Origin of the sequence: Paracoccus albus (genome assembly GCF_027913035.1) — a bacterium.
GTDB lineage: Bacteria > Pseudomonadota > Alphaproteobacteria > Rhodobacterales > Rhodobacteraceae > Paracoccus > Paracoccus albus.
Window position 1 is genome coordinate 706,738 of sequence record NZ_CP115775.1, and the last position, 26,986, is coordinate 733,723.

The following is a 26,986-nucleotide window of genomic DNA, read 5'->3' on the forward strand; positions in this document are numbered from 1 at the left end:
CGCAATTTCCCTAACGATTGCGGATCACACGGTCGCTGGTCAAGAGTGTTCTGCGTTCAGGATGCCAGAAAACGGCCGGATTCCGCGCTTGCCCTGTTCTTTGGCAGTCGGTGCGCCGTCAACCGCCACCTGTCATAAGAGCGGGGCCGGTATAACGGTCAAGCTGCTTCATCGCGCAGTTTTCGGATCGCCAACCAGCTTGCAAGAGCCATCGCGCCCGCCGTTGCAAGACACAGCGGCAGCCCCCCGATCTGATAGCTGAGGCCCGATAGCAGCGTTCCAACCAGACGGCCCGCTGCGTTCGCCATGTAGTAGAAGCCGACATCGCGGGTGATCCGCGCAGCCGAACCGAATGCGAGGATGAGGTAGGAGTGAACGGAAGAGTTTACCGCGAACACAAAGCCGAACAGTAGCAGCCCGACGATCAGCAATGCGGTCAGCCACGGGGCGGGACCGTCCGCGATAAGTGCTGCGACGGCAAGGGCAAATGGTATCGGGACGAGCATGGCCGCCCATAGGATTGCCTTCCCGACAACGGCCTGTTCAGGCTGGCTGCTGCCGCCCAGAATTCGCGGTGCGAAAGCCTGAACCGCGCCATAGGCGATGATCCACAGCGCCATGAAGCCGCCGACAAGAAAGAACGCCTCGCGCCGCCCCTCTGCCGAGCCATCGGACAGGACGGAGTGAAAATAGATCGGAATGCCGACGACGAACCAGACGTCCCTTGCGCCGAAAAGGAACATGCGCGCAAGGCTCAGTCGGTTTACTCGGACATCGCGCGACCGCCATCCCGACCATTTTTCCGCCGACTTCATGCGGCCGGGAAGCCCCGCAGGCAGAAACAGGATGACCGCCGTCAGGATCGCCGCCAATATCGCTGCCATACCCAGAACGGCGGCGTGAAAGCCGGCAAGCGCCAGCAGCGCTGCGCCAAGGAAAAAACCCAGCCCCTTGATGGCGTTCTTTGACCCGGTCAGCGCTGCAACCCAGCGAAACAGCCCGCCATCTTCAGAAGGCGCCAGAAGCTTGACCGCCGATTTCGAGGACATCTTGGCAAGATCCTTGGCCACGCCAGAGACACCCTGAACCGCCATGACGAAGGTGACAGAGGCAGCGATCGACCATGTAGGGTCAAGCTGCGACAGCGCGATAAGCGCCCCGATCTGAAGTGCAAGGCCGCTATACAATGTCGCAGCCAGGCCGAAGCGGGCGGCCAGCCAACCAGCGGCAAGGTTGGTCACAATTCCTGCGACTTCATACAGCAGGAACAACCACGCCAGCTGAACGGGCGAAAATCCAAGGCTGTTGAAATGCAGCAGTACAAGCATCCGCAATGCGCCATCGGACAGCATGAAGGCCCAATAGGCGGCAGTCACCGCCGCATAGGCGCGCAAGGGGTTCGGGGCAGCAGCGGTATTGTTCACAACGACCCCGCAATCATGCGGGTGATATCGGCCAGGCGGCAGGCATAGCCCCACTCGTTATCATACCAGGCGTAGATCTTTACCTGCGTGCCATTGACCACCATCGTCGAAGGGCCATCAATGATGGATGAGCGGCGATCATTGGTGAAGTCGCCCGATACCAGCGGCCGCGTTTCGAAGCCGAGAATACCCTTCAACGGGTCTTCAGATGCGGCCTTGAACAAGGCGTTGACCTCTTCGACGGTGGTTTCGCGCTCGACCTCGAAAACGCAGTCGGTCAATGACGCGTTCAGCAAAGGCACCCTCACGGCATGTCCGTTCAGCCTGCCTTTCAGTTCCGGATAGATAAGCGTGATCGCCGTGGCGGAACCTGTTGTCGTCGGGATCAGATTGGTCAGGGCAGAGCGTGCACGCCGCATATCCTTGGCCGGACGGTCGACGATGGTCTGGGTATTGGTCACATCATGGATCGTCGTGATGGAGCCGTGACGAATGCCGATATTTTCGTGGATGACCTTGACCACCGGCGCAAGACAGTTCGTCGTGCAGGATGCAGCAGTCACGAGGTTCTGCGAGCCGTCGTAAAGGTGATGGTTCACGCCATAGACAAGGTTCAGCGCACCGCCATCCTTGACGGGCGCGCTGACGACCACCTTTTTCACGCCAGCCGCATAGTAGGGTGCAACCTTTGCAGCGGTCTTGAAAACGCCGGTGCAATCTATCACGAGGTCGACCCCAAGCTCTGTCAGGGGAAGGGCATCAATCGCCTTTTCATGCGTCAGCCGAACGCTCTTTCCGTTCAACATCAACCCGTCGTCGGTCGCAGATACAGGCGTCTGCCAGCGACCATGCACACTGTCAAATTCCATCAGCAAAGCGTGTTGTTCGGCATCGCCGGCAGGATCGTTCAGCAGGACGATCTCGCCGCCCGCGCCGCTGTCGATCAGGTCACGCAGGACCAGCTTGCCGATCCGGCCTAGGCCGTTGAGCGCTATTCGTGTCATGCTCAGGCTTTCTCATCAGCTTCGGTGCCGATTTCATCGACGCGGCTTTGCAATGACAGCCGGTCCAGGCTGGCGATTGGCAATTCCACAAAGGTAGAAATGCGGTGCCGCAAAGCGCCATAGGTCTGCGCGAAGGTCAGTGCTTTCTCGGCATCCGTTCCCTGCGCCTTCACCGGGTCGGGCAGGCCCCAATGGCCGGTGATCGGCTGGCCGGGCCAGGGCGGGCATTCTTCGGCGGCCGATGTGTCGCAGACGGTAAACACGAAATCCATCACCGGGGCGTCGCTTTGCTGGTACTCTTTCACATCCTTTGAGCGGAGTTCCGTCGTATCGTGTCCGTTCCGCTTCAGAACCTCCAACGCAAAGGGGTTCGGGCCAGTGCTGGGATGGGTGCCGGCGGAAAAGGCGTTGAACTTACCTTTACCCAGGTCGCGCAGAAGCGCCTCGGCAAAAAGTGAGCGGGCGGAGTTGCCCGAGCAGATGAACAGGACGTTCCAGATTTTGTTTTCCATTTTCGGGTTCTCCTTCGATGTCGCGGAAAGCGATGCCAGCAGGTCCGGTCGGGCCCGCCCGACATCAATTGCCAGATAGCCAATGAGGCCTTCGGTCGTGTCCAGATTTACCGCGTAAAGCAGCGAGCGGCCCTGCCGCGTGGCTCTGACCAGACCGGCGGAGGTCAGGTCAGACAGGTGATGCGACAGGGTGTTGGGCTTCAACCCCAGAGCCTGAGCAATCTCGGTCGGTCGCGCCCCTTTCGGGGTGAAGCGCATGAGCAACCGAAATACCGACAGCCGACCGGGGTGGCCAAGTGTTGAGAAGGCGAGAGAGGCTTTTTCGTTTTCCATAATTCCTAAATACAGGAATTATGGAAATATGACAGTGAAGTTTTTACGACGTTTTGACGACCGAGCGCTCAGCGCGTGGGCGGTCAGGCCGGAAATTTCTCTCTGGTGCGATTTGCGAAAGCGACGAGGGACAGCATGACCGGCACCTCAACCAGAACGCCCACGACCGTCGCAAGTGCCGCGCCGGAGTTGAGGCCAAACATGCCGATCGCAACGGCAACTGCCAGCTCGAAGAAGTTGGATGTGCCGATAAGCGCGCATGGCGCGGCAATCTTGTGGGGCACGCGCCACGCCCATGCCCAAGCATATGCCAAGGCGAAGATACCGTAGGACTGGATCAGGATCGGAACGGCAATCATGACGATGAGCAGAGGCTGCGCAAGGATCACCTGCCCCTGAAAGCCGAAAAGCAGAACAACCGTCAGCAATAGCCCGAGAATCGATGCAGGCTTAATGCGTTGGGTAAAGCTGGCGACTGCATCGGGCCCCCCGTCTGCCAGCAATCGGCGACGCGTCAATGCGCCCGCGATCAGGGGAATGACGATATACAGCAAGACCGAGAGGATCAGCGTTTGCCAGGGCACGGAGATATCGGTGACACCAAGAAGCAGCGCCACGATAGGGGCATAGGCCAGCACCATTATCAGATCGTTTACCGAGACCTGTACCAGCGTGTAGTTGGCATCGCCCTTGGTCAGTTGCGACCAGACGAACACCATCGCGGTGCAGGGTGCTGCCCCCAGCAGGATCAGACCGGCGATATATTCGGGCGCTTTCGCGGGGTCTATCAAGGCAGCGAATACATGGTTGAAAAACAAGATGCCGAGAGCTGCCATGCTGAACGGTTTGATCAGCCAGTTTACGATCAGCGTGATGACGAGCCCCTTCGGTCGTTTTCCCACATCCTTCAGCGACCCGAAGTCGATGGCGATCATCATCGGATAGACCATTGCCCAGATGAGGACCGCGACGACAAGATTGACCGAGGCGAACTCAAGTCGGGCCAACGCGCCGAACAGGCTGGGCCAGATGTTACCCAGCACCAAACCCACAAGGATGCAAATCGCGACCCACAGCGTCAGCCACCGCTCGAATATGCTCACAATCTTTCCCTCATCTGACCGGCGCCCTTTGCGCTGCTTAAGCTGGCCGACAGCACTGCTGCTGCATCAGCTAACTTGTTCAGCGCATCAGGACCACCGGCACCTTGCACGAACGGATCATCGCAGTCGTTGTCGATCCGATGATCAGGCTGCGTATACGCGAATGGCCATAGGCGCCCATCATCAGCATGTCATATCCCGCCTCATCCACCAGCTTCGCCAGTGCGGTTTCCGGCTGTCCCGGCACGATCAGCGTCTCGGCTTCCAGACCGGCGGCTTTCAGGGCCGCGGCCGCTTCGGTCAGTGCCGCCTTTACGTCCGCGTTTTCGGAACCGACCGTCACCAGATGAAGGCTCAGACCCTTGAAGGTCGGGCTTGTGGCGATGTGATCCAGCACTTTTCTGGCGGATTCCCCACCGTCATAAGCGACGAGAACCTTTGATACCGCCCGGAAAGAGCGGGACGCGACCAGAACCGGCTTGCGGGTCGCGCGAACGATACGTTCCAGATTCGATCCCAGGTGGCCCTTCGCGAAATCTGCCGCCTCGCCGCGCTTTCCGATGATGATGGCCCTTGCATCTGGCTCTGCGGCTGCAACGGTTTCCAGAAGATCACCGTGCCGCAAACGCGTGGTTATATCGGAAAGCCCGGCCTGTTCCACAATCTGCCGCGCGTCGTCCAGCACCGCGCGGCCCCGCTGGCCAATAAGCTTGGCACGTTCCGCATCGAGGCTGGCCAGCTTTTCCAGAAGTGCGCTGCGGGCGCCCAATGCAATCGCCCCGGAATGATCGTCCGTCGCGGCGACCTCTCTCCGGCCAAGGACGTGGATCAGTTCCACCGGCGCAGATGTCCGGCCCGACAGCCACGCAGCATACTGGCACACGCTGGCAGAGTAGACAGATCCGTCAACAAGCGCGACGATCTTCTTTGGTTCATCCGACATTGCTTCCCCCCTTAATGCGCCACAAGCTTATCCATCGCGCCCGGCTTGTCATGGATTGCAAGCTTGTCGACAATGGTTTCCGAGGCTGCGTTCATGCCGACAATTTCGACCTCGGCACCGTCCCGGCGAAACTTCATGACTGCCGTGTCGAGCGCCTGAACCGAAGAAATGTCCCAGATATGCGCACGGCTGACATCAATGACGACCCGGTCCAACGCCTCTTTGAAGTCAAAGGCGTTCATGAAATCCTCGACCGAGCCATAGAAAAGCTGTCCCTCGACAATGTACGTGCGCGCGCGCCCATCACTGGAAATGGTAGAGCTTACGCTGAACAGCTGCGCGATTTTCGCGGCGAAGAAAATGCCCGAGAGCAGCACGCCAACCAGCACGCCGATGGCGAGGTTATGGGTGTAGACCACGGTCACCACCGTCGCGATCATGACGATGGAGGATGAACGGGGATGGGTTTTCAGGTTCTTGATCGACGACCACGAAAAAGTTCCGACCGATACCATGATCATGATCGCGACAAGGGCGGGCATCGGAATGCGCGCAACCCAATCGCCAAGGAAAACCACAAGGATCAGCAGCACGAAGCCCGCGGTGAAGGTGGACAGGCGACCGCGGCCACCCGATTTCACATTGATGATCGACTGCCCGATCATGGCGCAGCCTGCCATGCCGCCAATGAAAGCCGTGGCGGTATTGGCGATACCCTGACCGACGCATTCCTGATCGCGGTCGGACCGGGTGTCTGTCAGATCGTCCACGATATTCTGCGTCATAAGGCTTTCCAGAAGCCCGACGACAGCCACGGCCACGGAGTAGGGCAGAATGATCATCAGGGTTTCAAATGTCAGCGGGATGTCGGGGATCAGAAACACCGGCAGAGCATCGGGCAGGGCGCCCATGTCGCCAACGGTGCGCACATCCCAGCCGAAGATCAGCGTCAGTGTCGTCAGTATGACGATGGTGATGAGTGGCGACGGGACTGCCTTGGTTATCAGCGGAAACAGATAGATGATCGCAAGCCCTGCGGCGACAAGCACGTAGGTCAGCCAACCGACATTGGCCGGGTCAAGCTCTGGCAACTGCGCCATGAAGATCAGAATGGCAAGCGCGTTCACAAAGCCGGTCATCACTGATTTCGAAACGTAGCGCATGACAAAGCCAAGCTTCAGCAGCCCCGCGCCGATCTGTATCAGACCGGCAAGCACGGTTGCTGCCAGCAGGTATTGCAGACCGTAATCGCGCACGAGGGTCACCATCAGCACCGCTGTGGCCGCAGTTGCGGCAGAGATCATGCCGGGCCGTCCACCGACAAACGCGATCAGAACCGCGATGGAAAAGCTTGCATAGAGCCCGACCTTCGGGTCGACACCCGCTATAATCGAGAAGGCAATCGCCTCTGGGATAAGGGCAAGCGCCACGACAAGACCGGCAAGCAGATCGGCTCGCACATTGCCAAACCATTGCCTGCGATAGATTTCGGGTGAGATCATGCGAATTTTCCTGCTCGACCGGGGCTAAAATGTCCGCGTATCGGGGTTTGATCTGATTTTCAGTTCAGGTTGTCCGGCGGATAGGCGGCCGGAAGAGCCACCCGGGAATCTCACCCAGGTCCATGTTCGCTGATGCGGCATTTACATGCCTTTCGGCCGGAATCCAAGATGCTGCGCGGGCAAAGTGGACGGACAACGCTGGCATGACGGCGACATGCGCATCTGGCCCGGTATCGACGGTTGACATTCTTGCCCCGCGCACGGCTTTCGGATAACCGTCCCGGAAACCCAGCTGATAAAGGCACGCCCATGCGTCTTTCGCGTTATTTCCTGCCCGTTCTCAAAGAGGACCCTAAAGAGGCCCAGATCGTCAGCCACCGGTTGATGCTGCGTGCCGGGATGGTCAAGCAGCAGGCGGCGGGGATCTATTCGTGGTTGCCGCTGGGCCAAAAGGTGCTGCGCCGCATCGAACAGATCGTGCATGAGGAACAGCAGCGCGCCGGGCATATCCCTGTGCTGATGCCGACCCTGCAATCGGCGGATCTGTGGCGCGAGAGCGGCCGCTATGATGCCTATGGCGAGGAATTGCTGCGTATCACCGATCGCCACAAGCGTGACATGCTGTATGGCCCGACCAATGAAGAGATGATTACGGACATCTTCCGGTCGCATGTGAACAGCTATAAGGACCTGCCGCTGACGCTGTATCACATCCAGTGGAAGTTCCGCGACGAGGTCCGCCCGCGCTTCGGCGTGATGCGCGGGCGTGAGTTCCTGATGAAGGATGGCTACAACTTCGACCTGACCAAGGAAGATGCGCTCCACGCCTATAACCGGCATCTGGTGACCTATCTGCGCACCTATGAACGCATGGGCCTTCAGGCCATTCCGATGCGGGCTGACAGCGGTCCGATTGGCGGGGATGACACGCATGAATTCCTCGTGCTGGCCGAGACCGGAGAGTCCGAAGTTTTCTATGACAGCGAGATCACCGATCTGAAATTCGGCGACCGCGAGATCGATTATGACAGCGTCGAGGAATGCCGCGCCGTGCTGGAAGAGTTTACGTCCCGCTACGCGCGAACGGATGAGACACATGACGAAGCCGCGTTCAATCAGGTTCCCGAAGAGCGCCGCCGCACGGCCCGCGGTATCGAGGTCGGGCAGATCTTCTATTTCGGCACCAAGTATTCGGAACCGATGGGGGCAACGGTCGTCGGACCGGATGGGCAACGGACGCCGGTTCATATGGGCAGCCACGGCATCGGCGTCAGCCGTCTTGTCGGCGCCATTATCGAGGCAAGCCATGACGAAAAAGGGATCGTCTGGCCTGAAGGCGTGACCCCTTTCCATGTTGGCATCGTGAACCTGAAGCAGGGTGATTCTTCGGTCGATTCGGCTTGCGAGGCGATGTATCGGGACCTGAAATCGAAAGGTTTCGACGTTCTCTATGACGATCGCGACGAACGCGCGGGCGCCAAGTTCGCGACGATGGACCTGATCGGCCTGCCCTGGCGGATCACGGTCGGACCGCGTGGGTTGCAGTCAAACAAGGTTGAACTGACGTCACGCAAAACCGGCGAATCCGAAGAGCTGTCGCCCACCGACGCCATCGCGCGTCTGGAAAATATCTATCAGCCCATCTTTGACGCGGGCAACTGAGGACCGGGGCGCTGCCCCGGACCCCGAGGTATTTGGACACCAAAGACGTTTAGAGTGACAGTTGCGCGGCCAGTTTGCGCACCTGTTCGCTGTCGGCCTTTGCGGCAGCAAACAGCGTTGCCTGGCTGGAGTGGATCATCGCGTCAGGCAATATCTTCAGGTGGTTGGCGCGCAGGGTTTCCCCGCTGCTGGTAATATCGGCGATTGCTTCCGCGGTGAGGTTCGCGACGGTCCCTTCGGTGGCGCCCTGACTGTCGACAAGCTGGTAATCCGCCACTTCGTTTTCCGACAGGAAGGCGCGCACGAGGCGGTGGTACTTGGTCGCGATGCGCAGCCGGAAGCCATGTGTCCCGCGGAATTGCCGGGTGATTGCGGCGAAATCATCGAGGTTTTCGCAATCCCGCCAGCAGGCAGGAACGGCGAGGACAAGATCGGCATGTCCAAAGCCAAGGGTTGCGACCTCATACACATCGGAGCGCCAGCCGGCGAGTTTTTCGCGCACGAGATCAGAGCCCGTTACCCCCAGATCTATGCGTCCGGAGGCGAGTTCGCGGGGAATTTCGCTTGCCGACAGCAGCGCCAAAGTCAGATCCGCGCCCTCGACGCGACCGGCATATTCGCGATCCGATCCGCTGCGTGACAAGGTGATGCCGCGTTCGCCGAACCAGCGAAACGTATCATCCATCAGGCGACCCTTGGAGGGGACAGCAAGCTTCAGCATGCGTCCTCCATCTCTGCCAGCAGGCCCGGACGGATGATGCCTCCGACGGCCGGGATGGCCCGGCCCGCGCCCAGCTGTGCGGTCAGTGCGTCATAGCGGCCGCCCGAGGCGACCGGGGGCCAGTCGGTTTGTTCGGCGGTGAAGGTGAAGGTCATGCCGTCGTAATATTCCATCGTTTCGCGACCATGGCTGGCCGCAAACCGGATTGTCGTCGGGTCGATGTCCCGCTTTTCCAGCTGATCCAGCCGCTGTGCCAGACGGTCTACTGCATCGGAGATGGCGGGGATTTCTTCGGTCAACTGGCGCAAAGCGTCCAAGGCATCGGGTGCCGGAGCATCGACGCTGAAAAGGCGCGTCAGCCGGTCACTCCATTCGGCGGGCAGGGGCGTTTCGCGCGCTTCGGCCTTCAGCGTTGCGATCCGCGTTTCCATTTCGGTTCCTGTCCTAAGCCCGTTCCAGGGGGCCGTGACCTCTGGCAGGTGGCGGTATTCCGCGGGGGCAGAGAAACGCGCCATCAGGCGTGAGAAGCGGATAGGGCGCCAGATGTGGTGCAGCAGGGCGTCGCGTCGCGCCTGCGACACGGGTAAGGCGCGAACGGCGTCAAGAAGAATATCCATATCACCCATCGTGGCTTGCAGGCCATAGGGGGACAGCAAGCGATGAAACAGGGCGAAGACCTCGGCATCAGCGGAAGGTTCGTGGGCGAATATCTCGAACCCGGCCTGCAGATATTCATTCTCCCGTGGGTTTTCGGGGCGGGTTTCGCCGTGGTCCTGTTTGCGGAATACCTCGCCCAGATAGCAGTAGCGCGCGGGTTCCGCCCCTTCCTGCATATGCATACGAACGACCGGCACGGTGAAATCGGGGCGAAGGGCCACTTCGCCACGGACCGGGTCGCTGGTGACATAGGCCCGCGCACGGATATCCTCGCCATACAGATCCAGCAGGGTTGCCGCATCCAGCAGGATATCGGGTGCGACCTCAACCGCGCCGGCGTCCCGGAAGGCCGAAAGCAGCCTTTGACCGATGGCCTGCTTTGCCGATTTGTTTACCATCTGGCCAGCATCTCGCGGACGGCCGCGACGAGGTTGCCGCGCGGAACCTCCGTCTGGGCGGGCTGTGATTTCCATTCCTCATGGCTGACTTCCGAGGCGAGCTTGGCGCCGAGGATCAGGTCCTTGATCTGAACGACATCACGTTCCGCTTCGTCGCCGCCCTGAATGACAGCAATCGGCGACTGACGCTTGTCGGCGTATTTCAACTGGTTCCCGAAGTTCTTCGGGTTGCCGAGATAGACCTCCGCCCGAATGCCAGCGTGGCGAAGCTCTGCCGCCATGGCGTGGTAATCGGACATTCGATCACGATCCATGACCGTGATGACGACGGGACCATCGGCCTGCGTTCCGGCCAGACCCTTGGCGCGCAATGCGGCCAGCAGACGGTCAACGCCGATTGACAGCCCCGTCGCCGGGACCTTCTGGCCGGTAAAGCGCTCTACCAGGCCGTCATAGCGCCCGCCGCCCGCGACGCTGCCGAACTGGCGTTTGCGCCCCTTCTCGTCGAGGATTTCGAAGGTCAGTTCCGCTTCGAACACAGGTCCTGTGTAGTAGCCGAGGCCGCGCACGATAGAGGGGTCGATAACGGCACGGTCTTCACCAATGCCGAGCCCGCTCATCAGCGCCGCGATCTGGGACAGCTCGTCGACGCCTTCGATCCCGATTTGCGATGCACCGACCGCGGCACGCAGGTTATTCAGGGTCGCCGTGTTATCGCTGGCCTTGGATGTCAGGAAGGCCAGCACCGACGTGGCCTGCTGATCGGTCAGGCCGACACCGTCGATTTCCGCCCCGCTGTCATCCTTGCGTCCGGTGGTCAGCAATTGGCGAACGCCGAGCTCACCGACCTTGTCGAACTTGTCAATCTGGCGCAGCACGTCATCGGCCTTGTCTTCGCCGATCTCCGCGGCCTCAAGAACGCCATTCAAAATCTTGCGGTTGTTGATCCGTACGATGTAGTCGCCGCGCTCGATTCCGGCGGCTTCAAGCGCGTCAGCCAGCATGGCGCAGATCTCGGCATCTGCCGCGACAGAGGCGCTGCCGACCGTATCGGCATCACATTGATAAAACTGCCGGAAGCGCCCCGGACCGGGCTTTTCATTGCGCCAGACCGGGCCCATCGCATAGCGGCGATAGGGTGAGGGAAGATCGTTGCGATATTGCGCCGCGACGCGGGCCAGCGGGGCCGTCAGATCATAGCGCAGCGCCATCCAGTCGCCGCGCCCGCCGCCCGGGACGTCCTCTTCCTGCCAGGCGAAAACGCCTGCATTGGGCCGGTCCACATCGGGCAGGAATTTTCCAAGCGCCTCGACCGTCTCAACCGCCGAGGTTTCAAGCGGATCGAAGCCGTGCAGATGATAGACCTCTGCAATACGGTCCAACATCTGCTTGCGTTCGGTCACATCCGCGCCGAAATAGTCGCGGAAGCCCTTGGGCGTCTCGGCTTTGGGGCGGGGATTTTTCTTCTTGTCCTTGGCCATGGAACCTGTCTCCATTCTCGGATGCGGACTTAGCGGAGATGAATGGAATGGACAAGTTACAGCCGCTGGAAGAAGGCATCGCGCATCTGACGCGTATGGTGGAAGAACTGTCAGACATTGTCGCGCGGCAGGAACAGGAGATTGTCCGCCTGAAATCCCGCGTCGGGATGCTGCTTGAGAGAGAGGCAGAGCGTGAGGTCGCGGATGGTAGTTCTATCCCGCTGGCCGATCAACGGCCACCTCACTGGTGAGGCAGCAGGCAGCGGCTGTTGGTTCTGGCACCGCTGGACAGGATTCAGATGGCGGATGGTTTCGGACGCATCCGCACTCAGATAAAGCCCAGTTCCAGCCGTGCTTCTTCGGACATCATGTCCATGCCCCATTGCGGCTGGAAGGTCATCTCGACGTCGACCTCACGAACGCCGGGCACGGCCTCAACCGCATCGGCGACCCAGCCCGGCATTTCACCCGCCACGGGGCAGCCCGGCGCGGTCAGGGTCATGATCACATCCACCTTGCCCTCATCCGATATCGCAAGGGTGTAGATCAGGCCGAGATCGTAGATATTCACCGGAATCTCGGGGTCATAGACGGTCCGGCACGCCTCTACGACCTGATCGTAAAGCTTGTGTTCCGTGGTCGAAGGGCGAATCAGCGGTTCGCCTTCCTGAAGATTGTCGTCCATGCGCGTCTTCCCGTAATGTCGCATAATATATATGGCACAACTGCCCCCGCTTCCAGTCCCAGTGCGGCCGAATGAGGTAAAGACGATGTCCGTGACGATCTATCATAACCCGAGATGCTCGACTTCGCGAAACGTTTTGGCAGCGATCCGAGAGCGCGGTGTGGAGCCGACGGTGATCGACTACCAGAAAGCACCTTTGTCACGTGATCAGTTGCGGCAGCTTGCCTTGGACAGCGGGCTGGGCGTGCGCGGATTGTTACGCCAGAAAAACACCCCCTATGAGGAACTTGGCCTGGGCGATGAGCGTCTGGATGATGAGCAATTGCTTGATGCGTTGGAAGCGAATCCGATCCTGCTGAACCGGCCGATTGTCAGCGGCCCCAAGGCAACGCGTCTGGTTCGGCCGATGAGTGTGCTGGATGACGTGATCTGATCCGAGCTATTCCTGCGGAGCGTCTTCCGACAGAAGGTTGGCCTCGCCATCATCCTTGCCCTGTTCCACCATCCGCTCAAAAGCCTCGTCTGGTTTGATATCGACAGGCGCAGTGGGGCCCTGCATTGGCGGCTCTGGCCTTGCTGCGATCGTTTTTTGCGGCTCGTCGGGGCCGGGTTGGCCCGTATCCACGAATGAGGGCATTTCGTTCAGGTTCACACGATAGATCGGCTCGGGCAGGCCATAGCCTGCAGTCTCAAGCGCTTCTTTGACGATCCGAATTGCTTCGCCCCGCGCTTTGTTGAATTCCGTCCCTTGCTGCGTCACCCATCCGCTGAACCGCATGAGCACGTTAGAGTCACCGATTTCCTGAACCCATACGGCAGGTTCTGGCGCGGTCAAAACGAAGTCGAGCGTTTGCAGCGTCGATAGCCCAAGCTCCCGGACCTTGCCCAGATCGGACTCTGCGTCGACTCCGAGATCGAAGGTGAAACGCCGTTCGGGATGGCGGGTGAAATTCGTGATCACGGCCTTGAAGACGGCCGCGTTCGGGATACGAATGTGATTGCCGTCAAGCGAAAGAAGCGTCGTGGCACGGCTGGTCAAACGTATGACGCGGCCGGTATTGCCCTCGATTTCAACAAGATCGTTCGGCCTGAACGGCTGGCGCAGCGACAGCATGACGGATGCAATGAAGTTTTCCACCGTGTCGCGTACCGCGAAACCAAGCGCGATACCGATGATCCCCGCGGCACCGAGGAAGGTGCCAAGCAGTGCGGTGGCACCCAGGATATCCAGTGCCATGATGATGGCAGCCAGCCAGAACGCGAGCCGGATGGCAGTGCGCAGAATTTCTGCGATGAATGGATTCGGGGCGATACGGTCCCAAGGTTGACGCAGTCGCGCAATGACACCCCCAAGCCAGCCGATCAGCAGCGCGGAAACCAATGCAACGGCAAGCAGCGGCGCAAAGGCGATGGTTTGGAAAAATCGGTCACGGAAACGTTCTGCGACCGGCGCCAGCCGCGCGCCAAGATCGGTGTTTTCCATGACCCGGTTTTCAATCTCGACCACGCCGTCAACGCGGGCGACCAGCCGGTCCAGCCGGTCGACAGCGGCGCCATCAAGTGCTGTCCCCTCCAGCCGGACAATGCCGGATTCGACCGTCACGCTGACATCGCCGTAGCCTTCAAGCTCTGACAATATGGCGCGGATACGATCCCCGATGGCAGAATCGGATTCTGCATTGGCCGCGACAGTGATTGTGCCCGCTGGTTGCGCGGCTTCCTGTGCGGGCGATGATACAGGCGCAAACGCCAGCATAACCGCCAGAAGAAGCGCAAACAGACGCATCAAGCGACCGAAATCGGGTCAGATTTCGCCAGGGCATCAAAGCGCATGAGGCTGGCGACAAGCGCGGGCATATCATCCAGCCGGATCATGTTCGGCCCGTCCGACGGCGCGTTATCCGGGTCCTCATGGGTTTCGATGAACACACCGGCGACGCCCAGAGAGACGGCGGCGCGCGCCAGCACCGGCGCGAACTCCCGCTGCCCGCCGGAACTCGCACCCTGGCCGCCCGGCTGGGCAACGGAGTGGGTGGCATCCATGATCACCGGATAGCCCGTCTGCGCCATGATCGGCAGCGAGCGCATATCCGAGACAAGCGTATTATAGCCAAAGCTCACGCCGCGCTCGGTCAGCAAGATCTTTTCATTCCCTGTCGATGCGACTTTGTCAGCCACGTTGGGCATATCCCAGGGCGCTAGAAACTGACCTTTCTTGATGTTGACGACCGCACCGGATTCCCCTGCGGCCAAAAGCAAATCGGTCTGTCGCGACAAAAATGCCGGAATCTGGATGACGTCGACGACAGAGCCAGCGGTTTTTGCCTGCTCCGGGTCATGAATGTCGGTCAGAATGGGACAGCCGATCTGATTGCGCACCTCCTCCAACATACGCAGACCCTTATCCATGCCAATGCCGCGCTCGCCCTTCAGAGAGGTGCGGTTTGCCTTGTCGTAGCTGGCCTTGAAAACATAGCCCGCGCCATGATCGGCACAGGCCTTTGCCATCACCTCTGCAATCATCAGCGCGTGGTCCAGCGTTTCAAGCTGGCACGGACCGGCGATAAGTGTCAGCGGCTGATCGTTGCCGCAAGTGATGTCGCGGATCTGGACATGTTTCATGTGGATACCTGTTCGCGCAAGATGGAAGCCGTCAGAGACAGCATCAGATAGATCCCCCCAAAGATAAGAAATGCCACGATCGTATTCGAGAGGGCCTTAGGGTACGAAGGATCGCTGGGCACGACAGGTGATACCGAAAGCGAAAGGTAACGGACTTGCTTATTGGCCTCAATCCGGGCCAGCTCAAGCTGTTCAGCTGCGGATGCCAGCAATTGCTGTCGCGTCGCCAGATCGGCTTCTGCAATACGCAGGCGACCACTGATCTGCGCAAGCGACCCGCGCGTTTCACTGCCTTCGGTCAGTTGAGCGCGGCTTTGAGCGATCAGTTCACTGAGCCTTTCAATATCACCCTCAACGCCCGCCACGCGGCTGGCATTTGGCTGAGGGTTGGACTGCAACTGTGCGAGTTCCAGTCGTTTTTCTGTCAGCTGCGATTGCAGTTGGCCAATCTGGCTCATGACCAGCGAACTTTCTGAATCCGCGTCAAGCACCCCAAGCTGTTGCTGCAGGTCCTGCACCGCATCCTGCGCGTCCCGGACACGTTGCTCGGCCGCCTCATAGTTTTGCTGCGCACCCTCCATCTGGTCAGAGCGGACACGCGATGTCATGTCGTCGACCATCTCCTCGGCATAGCTGATCAGCGCAAGGGCAAACTCCTCGCTCAAGGCGGGGTCGGGGGCGATGACGGTCATATCCAGCACGCCTTCTGTCGGATCATAGCCGACTTTGACCATGTTCTTGTAGGTCTTGAAAACGTCGTCATCGCTTGCATCCGCCGGCAAGCGCAGCAAAGGATCGATCGACGGGTCCTGAAACGCGGATTTGAAGCCCAGTTCTTCATCCAGCCGTAACATGGCGTTTTTCGATGTCAGATTGCTTTGAACGGCGACGGAATCCGGGTTCAATTGCAACCCGCTGAGGATCGAGTTGCCAGAAGCAACGGCCGCGGAATCGGCTTGCTGGATCAGGAACTGCGACTTGGTTTCATACAGCGGCGTGGCGACGGTGAAGTAATACCATCCCGCGATCGCTGTTGGAATCACGACCATGATCAGCAGGCGAACCGCCAGCCAGAACCGCTTGATGCGGCGCCGGCGCGCAATATCACGCTGGATCCGATAGATTTCCGCCGCACGCCTTTCTTCGGTCAGCGCCTCGCGAGAGGGCAGATCGGGCCTTTTGCCGGGAATTTGTGCCGGAGTGATTTGTCCAAGTTGCTGCGATGGTCCCGGTACGCTTGGTTCGCGACGAAGCGCGATCTGATTTCCGGTGTCCTCAGAGGTTCGACTGTTACGCGCTGCGACCTCTGCTGCGCCGGCACGCGCCACGACGCGGCTGAGCGATGAACGGTGGAAGGGGTCTATGTTACGCTCGCGCAGAACAATGACGGCGGCTTCGTCGCTGTCTACGTCGATTCCATGCATCGCTGCGATTCGTCGGGCAAGGCGCAATTGCCGACCGGTGAGCCCCTCTGCCCTGACGGCCTTGATCCGATCTTCAAGACTGTCACCGGTGGGCGTCGTTGCCCCGGTGTCAGGCTGCATGGCCGCACGGGTTTTATCCTGAGCATTGTCACTATTTGCTGCGGCGCGCCTTGCGATTTCTGCTGCATCTGCGGCTTCACGTCCGGCGCCTTCCTGCACACCGAGTACGGCCTCGCTGCGTTTGCGCCGGTAAATTCGCACCTTAGGCGGTGTAGTCATAGTATTGTTTCGCCTCGTCCAGCGTTTCGAACATGTAAAGTCGGCCGTCGCGCAGAACGGCGGCTTCCCGGCAGAATTTCTCCAGCACATCTGCCTGATGCGATACGATCACGACAGTCGAATTCTTCAGCCGCTCGGTCAGGACCTGACCGGCTTTTCGGTTGAATTCCACATCGGTGGCCGTCGGCATGCCTTCATCAATCAGGTAAATGTCGAATTCCAGCGAAAGCAACAAGGAAAATACGAAACGTTGACGCATTCCGGACGAATAAGTGCCGACAGGCATATCAAAATATTCATCAATATCGGTCAGCCAACGCGTGAAAGCAGCGACATAATCCGGGTCCAGGCCGTATATGCGGGCAATGAACCGCGCGTTCTCGTTGGCGCTTTGGTTGGAGACGACGCCACCCATGAAGCCCAGCGGAAAAGATACCCTGCAATCGCGTCGAATGATCCCTTCATCAGGCTTTTCCAGACCACACATCATATTGATGATCGTGGTTTTGCCGGTTCCGTTCGGTGCAAGAATACCCAGTGATCGTCCGAGTTCGACCCGGAAAGAGGCCTGGTCGAGGATCACCTTGCGCTGCGTTCCCGTCCAGAACGATTTTGACACATTGTCGAATTCCAACATCACCGCTTACCCGGCAACCGGCGCGTCGGCCAGATCGCATATTGTCACTGATCCCGACCCGATGGGACCAGGACACGCGCAAGTTACGTTCTCCGTTGGCCGAAGTCCACCAATCCCTTATGACGTGATTTATCAAATGTTTATGAAAAGCTTCAGAACCTGTTTCGACCTGAATGGTTTGGCATCATGACCAATGCGGATTGCCTTCGTGAAAAGATCGCCATGTGCAGAATTTGCGCCGAGCGGTTTGCGGCGACAGCCACCGGGCACAGACCGCGCCCTGTTGTCTGGTTCGAACCGTCCGCGCGCCTCCTTATCGTAGGGCAGGCGCCGGGGTTGCGCGTGCACGAAAGCGGTAAGCCATTCGACGACGCATCGGGCCGACGGCTTCGGGACTGGATGGGTATCGGGCCGGAACAGTTCTATGACAAAACCAAGGTAGCGATTGTACCGATGGCGTTTTGTTTTCCCGGCTACGATGCCAAAGGCTCTGATCTGGCGCCGCCTGCGATTTGCGCTGCCACTTGGCGCGATCAGGTTATGGCGGTTTTGAAACCCCGGCTCACCCTTCTCATCGGTGCTTACGCGCAACGCTGGCATCTTCGTAAACGGATTCCGGTCTCTGACGCTGTGGCTGGATGGCGCGACAACGCTCCCGAAGTGTTTCCCTTGCCTCATCCGTCGTGGCGTAATACCGGATGGCTCAAGCGCAACGACTGGTTTGAACGCGATTTGCTGCCCGAGTTGCGGTCCCGTGTGCATGAGGTACTTGATGACCCCGCTTGATAACCTTTGCCCTTCACCTTTCCATGAGCTGCCAGACGCGCAGCGTGCCCGCGTTCTGAACCGGTTGGGGGATACCGAACTTTTCGTGGCACTCGATGCCGATCCGGTGGGTGATCGTGTCAGGATTCGCCTTTTCGATCTGCCTCAGGGCAGGCTTGCCATTGCTGCCGATGAAGAGGACCGCGTCGCAGCGTTTTTCGATGCGCCAACCGGACATGTTGCGATGCCCGGCCGGGCGTTGGCGGCGATGCTGGCCGCCGAGGATGTCTCTTTAATGGTTAATCCCGGTGCGGCTTCGGAAATGCTGCTGGAGCCCTCGGTCCTGGGCTGGCTGGCCGCTGCCCTGTCCCAGGCACCGGCAGAGGAGCAAGCAGAGCCGGCAAGGCTGGCGGCACCATCCGCGCCGATGGTGGCTGCATTGGCAGAGCCGCTGGCGACGCGTCTCGCCGATATGGAGGACATTGCAGAGACAGCGGCACTTGTATCGGCGCAGTGGCCGGACGGTGCAGCAGGGCACCTGCTGGTGCTTTCCGGCGTTGATGAGGGAAAACGTTCCTTGGTTGCCAAGGCACTCGGCGAATTGCTGGCGTTTCTTCCGCCACTGCCGGAAAGTTGCGATGTCGCATTTGACCTGCCTTTACCGGATGCAGCCTTGATCCTTCGGGTTGAGAAAAGCGAGGCGCCGCAAGTCGCGCAACGCGGGCCGACCGCACCGGGCAGCGATCCGGACAAGCCACCGATCCTGCGCTTCTAGTAACCCTTGTCCCTGTCGACGAGGAAGAGCGGTTCTTCACCACGCATCACACGCCGCAGATTCTCCGCAACCACCTTGGCAGCCGTGTCGGCCCTTGTCTCTGACGCGATATGCGGCGTGACCGTAACGGACGAATTGCTCCAAAAAGGATGGTCCGGCGGCAATGGTTCCGTCCGGAAAACATCCAGAACAGCGTGGCGAACCTGACCGCTATCCAGTGCTGCCAGTAGGGCTTCGTCGTCAATCAGCGTACCACGGCCCGGATTGACGATCGCGGCACCCTTCGGCAGCATGGCAAGCCTGTCGCTGTCCATCAGATTCTGTGTCTCTGCTGTGTCTGGTAACAGTATCACGACGATTTCAGCGCGTGTCAGTGCCTGTCGCAGTTCGTCACCCGAGTAAGCGGTGATACCGTCTGCACCACGTCCGGAAGCCGACCAGGTCGCAACATCGAAGCCCAGACCATGCAGAGCGCGGGCGACGGCCTTACCCAACGCACCGGCCCCCAGCACTGTGACCTGCCGCTGATGCGCCAATGGGGGAACGATATCGTTTCGCCAGATCCCGTCCTGTGCGTAGTTGTCCATCCCCAAATGCATACGCAGAACCCAGCCGCAGCAGTATTCCACCATGCCCTGTTCCAGACCGGGATCAACCATGCGGGCAAGCGGCTGGGTCAGCGTCCGGTTGGTCACGATACGCTCGACACCGGCCCAGAGGCTCTGCACGAGTTTTGCATTGCGGTATGGGCTGAGATCCTCGATCTCGCCCCCCGGCGCATAGATGATCGCGTCAAAGCCTTCCGGATCGCCCTTCAGCAGAAATTCCGCCTCAGGGCAGGCTGCTGCCAGCGGGCCTTGCCAGCGGTCCCAGTCGGGTGCGGAAAAGAGAACGCGCATCGCTGCTCCGAAATCGTAAAGCTCACCTTGTTTCTAGCCTGCATGGCCGCCCGAGAAAACCTCGGCTGAAAACGAGGCAGCAGTGAATGCGTCCTTCACCGTGGCCGGTGGACATGCGCCGACTGAACCATGCCGAAGGCCATCAGCAGGATCATCATCGCCGTCCCGCCATAGCTGACCAAAGGCAAAGGCACACCCACAACCGGCAAGAGGCCCATGACCATCGCCATGTTGATCGAAAAGAAAAGGAAGAACGTGCCAGCGATGCCGATGGTCAACAGGCTGGCAAAGCGGTCGCGGTTGGTCAGTGCCGAGTAGAGGCAGAAGCCGATAATCAGCGCATAAAGCAACAGCAGTGATCCGGCGCCGACAAAGCCGAACTCTTCCGCCAGCGTCGTGAAGATGAAATCAGTGTGCTTTTCCGGCAGGAAGTTAAGCCGCGATTGGGTGCCTTCCATGAAGCCGCGACCGGACCAGCCACCGGAACCGAGCGCAATCTGCGCCTGTATGATGTTATAGCCCGCGCCTTGTGGGTCCTGCGTCGGATCAAGAAAGGTGTCGATGCGGCGGAACTGATAGTCGTGCAGAAGCTGCCAGGGCTGCCCACGGCTTTCCAGAACCGTCCATACCAGTCCGACACCCGCCGCGATCACCGCTCCGAAATACCAAAGGCTGACTCCGGCCGCGAACATGACGATACCACCACCCATCAACAGCAATAGCGAAGTCCCAAGGTCAGGCTGCTGCAGCACAAGTGCCGTCGGGATCAGGATAAGCACGACAGGGATCAGGACCCAGAGCGGGCGGGACACTTTGTTCAGGTCCAGCCAGTCGTAGTAAGCGGCCAGCAACAGGACCAGGGCGATCTTCATCAGCTCTGACGGTTGCAGCCTGATCGGGCCTAGATCCAGCCAGCGTTGTGCGCCCATACCGACATCGCCGAACAAATCCACGGCCACCAGCAGCAAAACGCAGGCAAAATAGGCAAAGACGGAAATGCCGCGCCAGAACCAGATCGGAACGAAGCCAAGCGCGATCATGGCGATCATGCCGACGGCAAAACGTTCCATCTGCGGGCGGGCCCAAGTCTCGATATCTCCGCCTGCCACGGAATAGAGCATCAGGAACCCGCAGGAGGCAACGGCGGCAAGCAGAAATATCAACGGCCAGTTAAGATTGAACAGCTTGCTTATCCCGCGCGGCGTCTCTGCGACCTTATAATCAAGATAGCTCATCAGGCGCGCGTCCTTGCGCCGCCAGATGTCGCGACCGGCGCAATCAGGCGCATGTTGCGGTGCATTTCTTCTATCTGCCCGCGTTGCCCGTCGGGATAGGCGCTCAGGGGCGGGACACCGCCCGCCAGGGCATAAAGCATGATGTCGCGTGCCACCGGTGCCGCCACCGCTGATCCGCCACCGCCGTGTTCGACGACGACAGCCACCGCATATTTCGGCGCGTCAAACGGCGCGTAACAGACGAACAGCGCGTGGTCGCGGCGGTTCCACGGAAGCTGTTCGTTACGTGTGACGCCGCGCGCGCGCTCGGCCGCGGTAATGTTGCGGACTTGGCTGGTGCCGGTCTTGCCGGCCATGCGCCATTCCTCGGTAACGATCCGAGAGCGTGCCCCCGTTCCGCCTGTTGCGTTCATGACCGCGTCCATCCCACGCTGAGCGGTGCGCAGATGGGCTGGTGTCAGGCCCAGATCGGCAAATTCGGCTACCGGCTCCGGCACGCCGTCGATGGCACGGACGAGGCGCGGCTTGACCTCTCGCCCGGTGGCGACGCGCGCTGTCATCACCGCCAGTTGCAAGGGCGATGCAAGCACAAAACCCTGACCGATCGAGGCGTTGAGCGAATCGCCTATCACCCAGGGCTGGTCGTAACGTTCCTGCTTCCATGCCCGGTCCGGTGCGATGCCGGTGGCGACAGCGGACATGGGCAGGTCATGTTCAACACCAATCCCCAGCCGTCGGGCCATTTCTGCGATGCGATCGATGCCGACTGCGCGGGAGAGTTCGTAATAATAGACGTCGCAGGATTTCTGCAGGCTCTGAACCGCATCGACATGGCCATGCCCGCCACGACTGTGGCAGTGAAAGCGCCGGCCCGCGACATCCAGCCCGCCATTGCAGAAAAAGCGGCTGCCTGCGTTGATGACCCCGGATTCAAGACCGGCCATCAGGGTGACCATCTTGAAAGTTGATCCCGGCGGATAGAGACCCTGCACGGTCTTGTCGGCCAGCGGGCGATGGTCATGCTCCATCAGGGCCTTGTAGTCGGCCGAAGATATGCCGCGCACGAACAGGTTGGGATCGAAAACCGGGTTAGAGGCGATGGCCAGAATGTCACCATTGGTCACATCGATGACCACCGCAGCAGAGGATTCTTCGCCCATCCGTTGCACGGCATAGTTCTGCAGACCGGTATCCAGCGTCATCTGGACAGTTGCACCCTGCTGACCCTCTTGCCGGGACAGTTCGCGCATTTCTCGACCGGCGGCATTGACCTCGACCTTGCGAATACCGGCCTTGCCGCGCAGGACCGGCTCCAGCTTGCTTTCGACGCCGACCTTGCCGAACTGAAACTCGGGCAACATCAGGACGGGGTCGGGGTCTTCCATCTTCGAAAGGTCATAGTCCGAAACGCGGCCTACATAACCAAGCACATGAGCAAAATCGCCGTCGCGCGGATAAACCCGCGACAAAACCGATTCAGGCAGCACGCCGGGCAGGGCGGGTGCATTCACGGCGATAGAGCTGAATTCGTCCCAGCTAAGATGATCGCCAATGCTGACCGGCGTGGCCGCGCTGCGCTTGCTGATGGTGTCCAGCAATTCCTGCGTCTCCTCGTCCGACATCGAAACCAGCATCCGCAGCTTCGCCACAACCTGTTCGACATCGCCCGACAGTTCGCGGGTGATTGTGGCGCGGTAATTCTGCTCATTCCCGGCGATGACAATGCCATTGCGGTCGTGGATCAGGCCGCGCACCGGGGGCAGAAGGCGGAATTTGATCGAGTTGTCGTCTGAAAGCAGGCGATATTCGTCCGCATGTTCGATCTGCATCGACCGCAGCCGCCATGCCAATGTGCCGATCACGCCCGCCTGAATGATCCCCAGCATCACCCCGCGACGAGAGATCATCCGTGCGCTGTCGATAATATCCTTTGGTGATTTGCGCATTAATGCACCATCATTTCAATCTCTGCCGCAGAAAGCCTGCGTATGCCAATCATATGCAGCGCCAGCACGACAACCGGGTAGGCTGCGACCGTTGCCAGCCATTGTAGCATCACAGGTGCCAGCGGGGGAACGGGCAGCAGGAACAGCATCATAATCAGCCTGTAGCCGATCAGCATCAAGCCAATAAGGGCGCCGACCCGCATCCATTCAAACACAAATGCCTGATCGGCCCAACGCTGGCTGCGTGGCCGCAACATCTCCGTCGCGACCAGAACGAAAAAGCTCCACAAGCCGATGGGGCGATCCAGCAGAAAGTCCCCGATAAGCGACAATGCGACAATGATTGCGACGGGCAGTTGATCGGGCCTGCGCAGAACCCATGCAAGGGTCAGGGCAAGCATAATATCGGGTCCGGGCAAGCCGGGCTCACCGGGGTTGAGTGGCATGAGACGGAAGAACAGGGCAACAAGGCCGATGCCGATATATCCGGCTGTCGCCACAATCTTCCGGCGTTTGACGATGTCGTTCATGTCGGGGCGGTGCCGCGGGCATTGGCGGCGGGATCAGGTCGCGCCGCCGGGGCAGGCGGCATTTGCGGACCGATCAGGCCCGGCTCTGGCGGAAGGATCAGTGCGCCGCCATCCTGAAGTCGCTCTGCGGGGTGGCTGCGAAGCACGCGCAGGAACTCCAACCGACCGTAATCGGCAGCCATGCGCAGGCGTAACCGGCCATCGCTGTCCTCAACCACCTGTCCGATCAGGATATCAGGCGGAAAGACGCCGCCGTCGCCAGAGCTTATCACGCGGTCACCGGGGCGCACGTTCTCCGGCCGCTCGATGAAGTCGAGCGTCGGCAGGGTGGAGTTGTCACCGGTCAGCAGCGCATTTTCGCCCGATGGCTGTACCATGACCGGTATACGTGATGACGGATCGGTCAGCAGAATCACACGGCTGGTCTGATTGCCCACGCCAGAGATGCGGCCGACCAGCCCCAGACCGTCCATGACCGCCCAGCCATCAACGACACCATCGCGCCGTCCGACATTCAGAAGAACCGATCGCCGGAAGGCAGTGCCGCTGTCAGTCAGAACAACCCCGGTAATCGAGGTCAGCGCCGGGTCCAGGCTGACGTTATTCTGCGCCAGAAGTTTTGCGTTTTCCTGCTCCAGCTGGACTGCTGCTTCTTTCCAACGCTCCATCTCGCGCAGTTCGCGGCGCAATTCCTGATTTTGTTCATAGATGCGCGAATAGCTTTGCAGGCTGGACACCATACGCGTCACGCGCGTGACCGGCGTCATCGCCCATTCGAAGCTTGGGACGAAGCGGTCGATAAAGTCCGAACGCATCGCCTCTGCCCGTGGGCTGTCGATGCGCCAGAACAGAAACAGGGCCAGCAGAAAAAGACCAAGCAGGCCGATCAGGATACGGCGAACCGGGGTGGCAAAATCGTAACCCTTGCGGGCCATCGCGCCAGCCCCGCCTTAACTGTCGTAATCGATGACGTGGCGCAGCTGCTTTTCGAACTCAAGCGCCTTGCCGGTGCCGAGAGCCACGCAGCTCATCGGTTGATCGGCAATCGAAATCGAAAGCCCGGTCTGCTCGCGCAGTGCCAGATCCAGCTCGCCCAGCATGGCACCGCCGCCGGTCAGCATCACGCCGCGGTCAACAATATCGGCGGCCAGATCAGGGGGTGTCGCTTCAAGGGCCACCATCACCGCCTCGCAAATCTGCTGAACGGGTTCGGCAAGGGCCTCGGCAACCATCGCCTGGGTAATCTCCAGCTCACGCGGGACGCCATTCAGAAGATCGCGGCCACGCACGGCCAGCGTTGCACCGCGCCCGTCATCGGGCATCCGCGCCGTCCCGATCGATGTCTTGACCCGCTCTGCCGTCTGATCGCCGATCAGCAGGTTATGATTGCGGCGCAGATAGTTGATGATCGCCTCATCCATCCGGTCGCCGCCGATCCGGACCGAGCGCGCATAGACTACATCACCCAGCGAAAGCACGGCCACTTCGGTCGTGCCGCCGCCAATGTCGACAATCATACTGCCGGTTGGTTCGGTGATGGGCATGCCCGCCCCGATCGCCGCCGCAATTGGTTCGGCAATCAGCCCGGCCTTGCGCGCACCTGCGGAAAGAACAGACTGCCGGATCGCTCGCTTTTCGACAGGGGTCGCGCCATGCGGGACGCAGACGATGATCTTGGGCTTCGAGAATGTGGTCCGCTTGAAAACCTTCTTGATGAAGGTCTTGATCATCTCCTCGGCGCTGTCAAAATCGGCAATGACACCTTCGCGCATCGGCCGGATCGCCTCGATGCTGCCCGGCGTGCGGCCGAGCATAAGCTTGGCGTCCTCACCCACCGCCAGCACCTGCTTCTTGCCGTCCTTGACGTGATAAGCCACGACCGAAGGTTCATTCAGAATGATGCCTTTGCCCTTAACGTAGACGAGCGTATTTGCCGTCCCGAGGTCAATCGCTATGTCCGTCGAAAACAGCCCGAAGAACGCCATGCCTGTATCCTTTTCGTGCCGGTTGATCCGGTCTGTCCATATGAATCCGGGCGCTGCGGGGAATCGTCGCCGGTGCAGCGCGTCGCCCCATATAAAAGGCGAAGGCACATCGTGAAAGCCCTCTTTCCAGCTATTATTGGCTTGTGGCGAGAGGTTGCGCAGCGTTCCGGCGAGATGTTCGAACTGGTTGCCACGCAAGCCGTGCCGGGCATAACTAGTCCGCGAATGTGCCCGCAAGATTGAATACAGTGCCACTAATGAATGACAAGATCGTGGGAATTTGCCGTTTTTCCTTTCTGGGGCGCGGTGATTGGATCGGTATGCGCGGATCAAAAGCAGTTTATCCGGCGCTGCTGGAGAAACAGGCGAAGCTGATCTACGCGCCTGAACGTCTCGCGCGTCGGTTTGCGGCCTTTGAGACCGTGTTTCTGCCTTGGGTTCGCGCCCAGACCGATCAGGATTTCGAACTTTGGTTGCTGACCTCGCCCGAATTGCCGGGGCAGGCGATGGAACGTCTGCAATTGCTTTGCAACGCCGTGCCGCAGATGCGCGTCCTCACTTCGGATGAGCGCGTCACCGATAGCGCATTGGCTGATGCACTGGAACAGGCTGCGGAAGCTGCTGGTGGTCCGGTCATGCAGTTTCGCATTGACGATGACGATACGCTCAGCAGGCACTACATCGCCCGGCTTCGCGCCTGTATGCGCCGTTTCGATGGCATCGACGGTATGGCGATCAGCATGGCGGGCGGCCTGATCGTCCGAAGCTATGCCAATGAACCGCTCAGCTATTGGGCGGCCAAGCAGATATTCGGCAGCGCGGGTGCCGCTGCCCGTTTCAGCTCTGCGGCACGTTCAATCTATTCCCGCAACCATTTTGACCTTCCCCGCCATCTGACAGCTTTCAGCGAGGTGCAGAACCTGAACTATGTGCAGCTTCGCTGGGATGAGGGCGATTCCGCCCCGCGCGCGCAGGGCAACTGGGACAGACGGCATGTCGCACTTGATCCTGAGGGGTTTGAACGGCTGATCGAAGACGATTTTCCGTTCCTGCTGGGTCAGGACCTCAGCTTTATGCTGACCCCGGAATCATGAGCGTCTTGTTGCGCTGACGTCCACGCCTGCGAGCGCCCCGGCCATCATCAGTCCCGCAAGCAGGGATCCGGCAGCACAGCCGAGGATCCCAGCAAGCAACGGCAATGCCGGTTCACCTGCAAATGCCGCCGCGCCAAATGCGACAACAAAGACGCCGAGCGCGAAGGCAAATCCCGCCAGCATCAAGGGCAGTGACATCCGGGCCTGTGGAAGCGCACCGCCGATAACCAGTAATGCAACGACGATGGCATCGGCGACCATGAATTCGGGCGGGTGCGACCCTGCGAGCATGAGAAAGGCGGTAACGCCTGCGATCACGAAGGCGGCAATGCGCAATAGTTTCATAAAATATGCCTCATCAAAAATGAAA

General features: G+C 59.9%; 27 protein-coding genes and 1 other annotated feature. Of the genes, 6 read left to right on the plus strand and 21 right to left on the minus strand.

The genetic code is table 11. The annotated features are described in order from the left end of the window. Nucleotides 1-158 precede the first annotated feature (158 nt). The 6 genes from arsJ to PAF20_RS03565 form a co-directional block, all read right to left on the minus strand. Complete coding sequence (gene arsJ / locus PAF20_RS03540; RefSeq protein ID WP_271072367.1) at nt 159-1,424, minus strand: organoarsenical effux MFS transporter ArsJ; 1,266 nt, start codon at nt 1,422-1,424, stop codon at nt 159-161. Then, on the minus strand, nt 1,421-2,428 hold the full coding sequence (locus PAF20_RS03545) for an ArsJ-associated glyceraldehyde-3-phosphate dehydrogenase (RefSeq protein WP_271072368.1): 1,008 nt from the start codon (nt 2,426-2,428) through the stop codon (nt 1,421-1,423). The genes arsJ and PAF20_RS03545 overlap by 4 nt, the downstream gene beginning before the upstream one ends. Nucleotides 2,429-2,430: 2 nt before the next feature. Then, nucleotides 2,431-3,273, minus strand: coding sequence for a metalloregulator ArsR/SmtB family transcription factor (locus PAF20_RS03550; RefSeq protein ID WP_271072369.1), 843 nt, complete (start codon nt 3,271-3,273; stop codon nt 2,431-2,433). An 83-nt stretch (nt 3,274-3,356) separates the two neighbouring features. Then, nucleotides 3,357-4,376, minus strand: a complete 1,020-nt coding sequence (gene arsB / locus PAF20_RS03555) for an ACR3 family arsenite efflux transporter (RefSeq protein ID WP_271072370.1) — start codon at nt 4,374-4,376, stop codon at nt 3,357-3,359. Nucleotides 4,377-4,455: 79 nt separating this feature from the next. Next, nucleotides 4,456-5,319, minus strand: coding sequence for a universal stress protein (locus tag PAF20_RS03560; protein WP_271072371.1), 864 nt, complete (start codon nt 5,317-5,319; stop codon nt 4,456-4,458). An 11-nt stretch (nt 5,320-5,330) separates the two neighbouring features. Next, a complete protein-coding gene (locus PAF20_RS03565) occupies nt 5,331-6,821 on the minus strand; it encodes a SulP family inorganic anion transporter (RefSeq protein ID WP_271072372.1) in 1,491 nt (496 codons plus the stop codon). A 67-nt stretch (nt 6,822-6,888) separates the two neighbouring features. Beyond that, nucleotides 6,889-6,946 (minus strand) — a sequence feature (sul1 is cis-regulatory element that is thought to sense ions involved in sulfur or methionine metabolism; They are found in Alphaproteobacteria). 184 nt (nt 6,947-7,130) lie between these two features. Here PAF20_RS03565 and proS point away from each other — a divergent pair. Next, nucleotides 7,131-8,483, plus strand: a complete 1,353-nt coding sequence (gene proS, locus PAF20_RS03570) for a proline--tRNA ligase (RefSeq protein ID WP_271072373.1) — start codon at nt 7,131-7,133, stop codon at nt 8,481-8,483. A 49-nt stretch (nt 8,484-8,532) separates the two neighbouring features. On the opposite strand, the gene hisG is transcribed toward proS, so the two are convergent. Genes hisG through hisS form a run of 3 tightly spaced genes read right to left on the minus strand, consistent with a single transcriptional unit; the run spans nt 8,533 to nt 11,740 of the window. Then, nucleotides 8,533-9,204: an ATP phosphoribosyltransferase gene (hisG, locus tag PAF20_RS03575; protein ID WP_271072374.1), complete on the minus strand. Its 672-nt coding sequence runs from the start codon at nt 9,202-9,204 to the stop codon at nt 8,533-8,535. Beyond that, complete coding sequence (locus tag PAF20_RS03580) at nt 9,198-10,259, minus strand: ATP phosphoribosyltransferase regulatory subunit (protein WP_271072375.1); 1,062 nt, start codon at nt 10,257-10,259, stop codon at nt 9,198-9,200. The genes hisG and PAF20_RS03580 overlap by 7 nt, the downstream gene beginning before the upstream one ends. Continuing rightward, the gene (gene hisS, locus PAF20_RS03585; protein ID WP_271073245.1) at nt 10,253-11,740 is read right to left on the minus strand and encodes a histidine--tRNA ligase; all 1,488 of its coding nucleotides are present in this window, start codon (nt 11,738-11,740) and stop codon (nt 10,253-10,255) included. Before hisS ends, PAF20_RS03580 begins: the two co-directional genes overlap by 7 nt. Nucleotides 11,741-11,787: 47 nt before the next feature. Between hisS and PAF20_RS03590 the strand changes: the two genes are divergently transcribed. Next, nucleotides 11,788-11,991 (plus strand): SlyX family protein, encoded by a 204-nt coding sequence (locus PAF20_RS03590; protein ID WP_271072376.1) that lies wholly within the window; start codon nt 11,788-11,790, stop codon nt 11,989-11,991. 77 nt (nt 11,992-12,068) lie between these two features. Here PAF20_RS03590 and PAF20_RS03595 read toward each other — a convergent pair whose 3' ends face one another. Then, nucleotides 12,069-12,425, minus strand: a complete 357-nt coding sequence (locus PAF20_RS03595) for an SUF system Fe-S cluster assembly protein (RefSeq protein ID WP_271072377.1) — start codon at nt 12,423-12,425, stop codon at nt 12,069-12,071. Between the two features lie 85 nt (nt 12,426-12,510). Here PAF20_RS03595 and arsC point away from each other — a divergent pair, with 85 nt between their 5' ends. After that, the gene (gene arsC / locus PAF20_RS03600) at nt 12,511-12,858 is read left to right on the plus strand and encodes an arsenate reductase (glutaredoxin) (RefSeq protein ID WP_271072378.1); all 348 of its coding nucleotides are present in this window, start codon (nt 12,511-12,513) and stop codon (nt 12,856-12,858) included. A 6-nt stretch (nt 12,859-12,864) separates the two neighbouring features. On the opposite strand, the gene PAF20_RS03605 is transcribed toward arsC, so the two are convergent. Genes PAF20_RS03605 through PAF20_RS03620 form a run of 4 tightly spaced genes read right to left on the minus strand, consistent with a single transcriptional unit; the run spans nt 12,865 to nt 17,387 of the window. Continuing rightward, nucleotides 12,865-14,211 carry a mechanosensitive ion channel family protein gene (locus PAF20_RS03605; RefSeq protein WP_271072379.1) on the minus strand — a complete coding sequence of 449 codons (1,347 nt, stop codon included), beginning with the start codon at nt 14,209-14,211 and terminating at the stop codon, nt 12,865-12,867. Continuing rightward, entirely contained in the window at nt 14,211-15,047 is an 837-nt protein-coding gene (kdsA, locus tag PAF20_RS03610) for a 3-deoxy-8-phosphooctulonate synthase (protein ID WP_271072381.1), read from the minus strand. Before kdsA ends, PAF20_RS03605 begins: the two co-directional genes overlap by 1 nt. Beyond that, a complete protein-coding gene (locus PAF20_RS03615; RefSeq protein ID WP_271072382.1) occupies nt 15,044-16,750 on the minus strand; it encodes a KpsE/RkpR family capsule polysaccharide export protein in 1,707 nt (568 codons plus the stop codon). Before PAF20_RS03615 ends, kdsA begins: the two co-directional genes overlap by 4 nt. Next, nucleotides 16,734-17,387, minus strand: a complete 654-nt coding sequence (locus PAF20_RS03620; RefSeq protein WP_271072383.1) for an ABC transporter ATP-binding protein — start codon at nt 17,385-17,387, stop codon at nt 16,734-16,736. The genes PAF20_RS03615 and PAF20_RS03620 overlap by 17 nt, the downstream gene beginning before the upstream one ends. 186 nt (nt 17,388-17,573) lie before the next feature. On the opposite strand from PAF20_RS03620, the gene PAF20_RS03625 reads away from it, so the two are divergent. Then, nucleotides 17,574-18,173, plus strand: a complete 600-nt coding sequence (locus PAF20_RS03625; protein ID WP_271072384.1) for a uracil-DNA glycosylase family protein — start codon at nt 17,574-17,576, stop codon at nt 18,171-18,173. Further along, the gene (locus tag PAF20_RS03630) at nt 18,160-18,927 is read left to right on the plus strand and encodes an SseB family protein (RefSeq protein WP_271072385.1); all 768 of its coding nucleotides are present in this window, start codon (nt 18,160-18,162) and stop codon (nt 18,925-18,927) included. The genes PAF20_RS03625 and PAF20_RS03630 overlap by 14 nt, the downstream gene beginning before the upstream one ends. Here the strand turns inward: PAF20_RS03630 and PAF20_RS03635 are convergent. From PAF20_RS03635 to PAF20_RS03660, 6 genes are all read right to left on the minus strand, one after another. Further along, the gene (locus tag PAF20_RS03635) at nt 18,924-19,826 is read right to left on the minus strand and encodes a 2-hydroxyacid dehydrogenase (protein WP_271072386.1); all 903 of its coding nucleotides are present in this window, start codon (nt 19,824-19,826) and stop codon (nt 18,924-18,926) included. The two genes, PAF20_RS03630 and PAF20_RS03635, sit on opposite strands and share 4 nt — an antisense overlap. Nucleotides 19,827-19,921: 95 nt before the next feature. Beyond that, a complete protein-coding gene (gene rodA, locus PAF20_RS03640) occupies nt 19,922-21,061 on the minus strand; it encodes a rod shape-determining protein RodA (protein ID WP_271072387.1) in 1,140 nt (379 codons plus the stop codon). Continuing rightward, entirely contained in the window at nt 21,061-23,007 is a 1,947-nt protein-coding gene (gene mrdA, locus PAF20_RS03645; protein ID WP_271072388.1) for a penicillin-binding protein 2, read from the minus strand. The genes rodA and mrdA overlap by 1 nt, the downstream gene beginning before the upstream one ends. Further along, a complete protein-coding gene (locus PAF20_RS03650) occupies nt 23,007-23,537 on the minus strand; it encodes a rod shape-determining protein MreD (protein WP_271072389.1) in 531 nt (176 codons plus the stop codon). Before PAF20_RS03650 ends, mrdA begins: the two co-directional genes overlap by 1 nt. Continuing rightward, a complete protein-coding gene (mreC, locus tag PAF20_RS03655) occupies nt 23,534-24,472 on the minus strand; it encodes a rod shape-determining protein MreC (protein ID WP_271072390.1) in 939 nt (312 codons plus the stop codon). The genes PAF20_RS03650 and mreC overlap by 4 nt, the downstream gene beginning before the upstream one ends. A gap of 15 nt (nt 24,473-24,487) precedes the next feature. Continuing rightward, a complete protein-coding gene (locus PAF20_RS03660) occupies nt 24,488-25,522 on the minus strand; it encodes a rod shape-determining protein (RefSeq protein WP_271073246.1) in 1,035 nt (344 codons plus the stop codon). 257 nt (nt 25,523-25,779) lie between these two features. On the opposite strand from PAF20_RS03660, the gene PAF20_RS03665 reads away from it, so the two are divergent. Further along, complete coding sequence (locus PAF20_RS03665) at nt 25,780-26,616, plus strand: glycosyltransferase (protein ID WP_271073247.1); 837 nt, start codon at nt 25,780-25,782, stop codon at nt 26,614-26,616. On the opposite strand, the gene PAF20_RS03670 is transcribed toward PAF20_RS03665, so the two are convergent. Next, the gene (locus tag PAF20_RS03670; RefSeq protein WP_271072391.1) at nt 26,611-26,961 is read right to left on the minus strand and encodes a hypothetical protein; all 351 of its coding nucleotides are present in this window, start codon (nt 26,959-26,961) and stop codon (nt 26,611-26,613) included. The genes PAF20_RS03665 and PAF20_RS03670 overlap by 6 nt on opposite strands. Nucleotides 26,962-26,986 lie beyond the last annotated feature (25 nt).

Bases quoted from the DNA above. Each gene is read 5' to 3' on its own strand.
- PAF20_RS03545 (WP_271072368.1), bottom strand. From the start codon at position 2,428: ATGACACGAATAGCGCTCAACGGCCTAGGCCGGATCGGCAAGCTGGTC.
- PAF20_RS03550 (WP_271072369.1), bottom strand. From the start codon at position 3,273: ATGGAAAACGAAAAAGCCTCTCTCGCCTTCTCAACACTTGGCCACCCC.
- PAF20_RS03560 (WP_271072371.1), bottom strand. From the start codon at position 5,319: ATGTCGGATGAACCAAAGAAGATCGTCGCGCTTGTTGACGGATCTGTC.
- PAF20_RS03565 (WP_271072372.1), bottom strand. From the start codon at position 6,821: ATGATCTCACCCGAAATCTATCGCAGGCAATGGTTTGGCAATGTGCGA.
- proS (WP_271072373.1), top strand. From the start codon at position 7,131: ATGCGTCTTTCGCGTTATTTCCTGCCCGTTCTCAAAGAGGACCCTAAA.
- hisG (WP_271072374.1), bottom strand. From the start codon at position 9,204: ATGCTGAAGCTTGCTGTCCCCTCCAAGGGTCGCCTGATGGATGATACG.
- PAF20_RS03580 (WP_271072375.1), bottom strand. From the start codon at position 10,259: ATGGTAAACAAATCGGCAAAGCAGGCCATCGGTCAAAGGCTGCTTTCG.
- hisS (WP_271073245.1), bottom strand. From the start codon at position 11,740: ATGGCCAAGGACAAGAAGAAAAATCCCCGCCCCAAAGCCGAGACGCCC.
- PAF20_RS03590 (WP_271072376.1), top strand. From the start codon at position 11,788: ATGGACAAGTTACAGCCGCTGGAAGAAGGCATCGCGCATCTGACGCGT.
- PAF20_RS03595 (WP_271072377.1), bottom strand. From the start codon at position 12,425: ATGGACGACAATCTTCAGGAAGGCGAACCGCTGATTCGCCCTTCGACC.
- arsC (WP_271072378.1), top strand. From the start codon at position 12,511: ATGTCCGTGACGATCTATCATAACCCGAGATGCTCGACTTCGCGAAAC.
- PAF20_RS03605 (WP_271072379.1), bottom strand. From the start codon at position 14,211: ATGCGTCTGTTTGCGCTTCTTCTGGCGGTTATGCTGGCGTTTGCGCCT.
- kdsA (WP_271072381.1), bottom strand. From the start codon at position 15,047: ATGAAACATGTCCAGATCCGCGACATCACTTGCGGCAACGATCAGCCG.
- PAF20_RS03615 (WP_271072382.1), bottom strand. From the start codon at position 16,750: ATGACTACACCGCCTAAGGTGCGAATTTACCGGCGCAAACGCAGCGAG.
- PAF20_RS03620 (WP_271072383.1), bottom strand. From the start codon at position 17,387: ATGTTGGAATTCGACAATGTGTCAAAATCGTTCTGGACGGGAACGCAG.
- PAF20_RS03625 (WP_271072384.1), top strand. From the start codon at position 17,574: ATGACCAATGCGGATTGCCTTCGTGAAAAGATCGCCATGTGCAGAATT.
- PAF20_RS03630 (WP_271072385.1), top strand. From the start codon at position 18,160: ATGACCCCGCTTGATAACCTTTGCCCTTCACCTTTCCATGAGCTGCCA.
- PAF20_RS03635 (WP_271072386.1), bottom strand. From the start codon at position 19,826: ATGCGCGTTCTCTTTTCCGCACCCGACTGGGACCGCTGGCAAGGCCCG.
- rodA (WP_271072387.1), bottom strand. From the start codon at position 21,061: ATGAGCTATCTTGATTATAAGGTCGCAGAGACGCCGCGCGGGATAAGC.
- mrdA (WP_271072388.1), bottom strand. From the start codon at position 23,007: ATGCGCAAATCACCAAAGGATATTATCGACAGCGCACGGATGATCTCT.
- PAF20_RS03650 (WP_271072389.1), bottom strand. From the start codon at position 23,537: ATGAACGACATCGTCAAACGCCGGAAGATTGTGGCGACAGCCGGATAT.
- mreC (WP_271072390.1), bottom strand. From the start codon at position 24,472: ATGGCCCGCAAGGGTTACGATTTTGCCACCCCGGTTCGCCGTATCCTG.
- PAF20_RS03660 (WP_271073246.1), bottom strand. From the start codon at position 25,522: ATGGCGTTCTTCGGGCTGTTTTCGACGGACATAGCGATTGACCTCGGG.
- PAF20_RS03665 (WP_271073247.1), top strand. From the start codon at position 25,780: ATGAATGACAAGATCGTGGGAATTTGCCGTTTTTCCTTTCTGGGGCGC.
- PAF20_RS03670 (WP_271072391.1), bottom strand. From the start codon at position 26,961: ATGAAACTATTGCGCATTGCCGCCTTCGTGATCGCAGGCGTTACCGCC.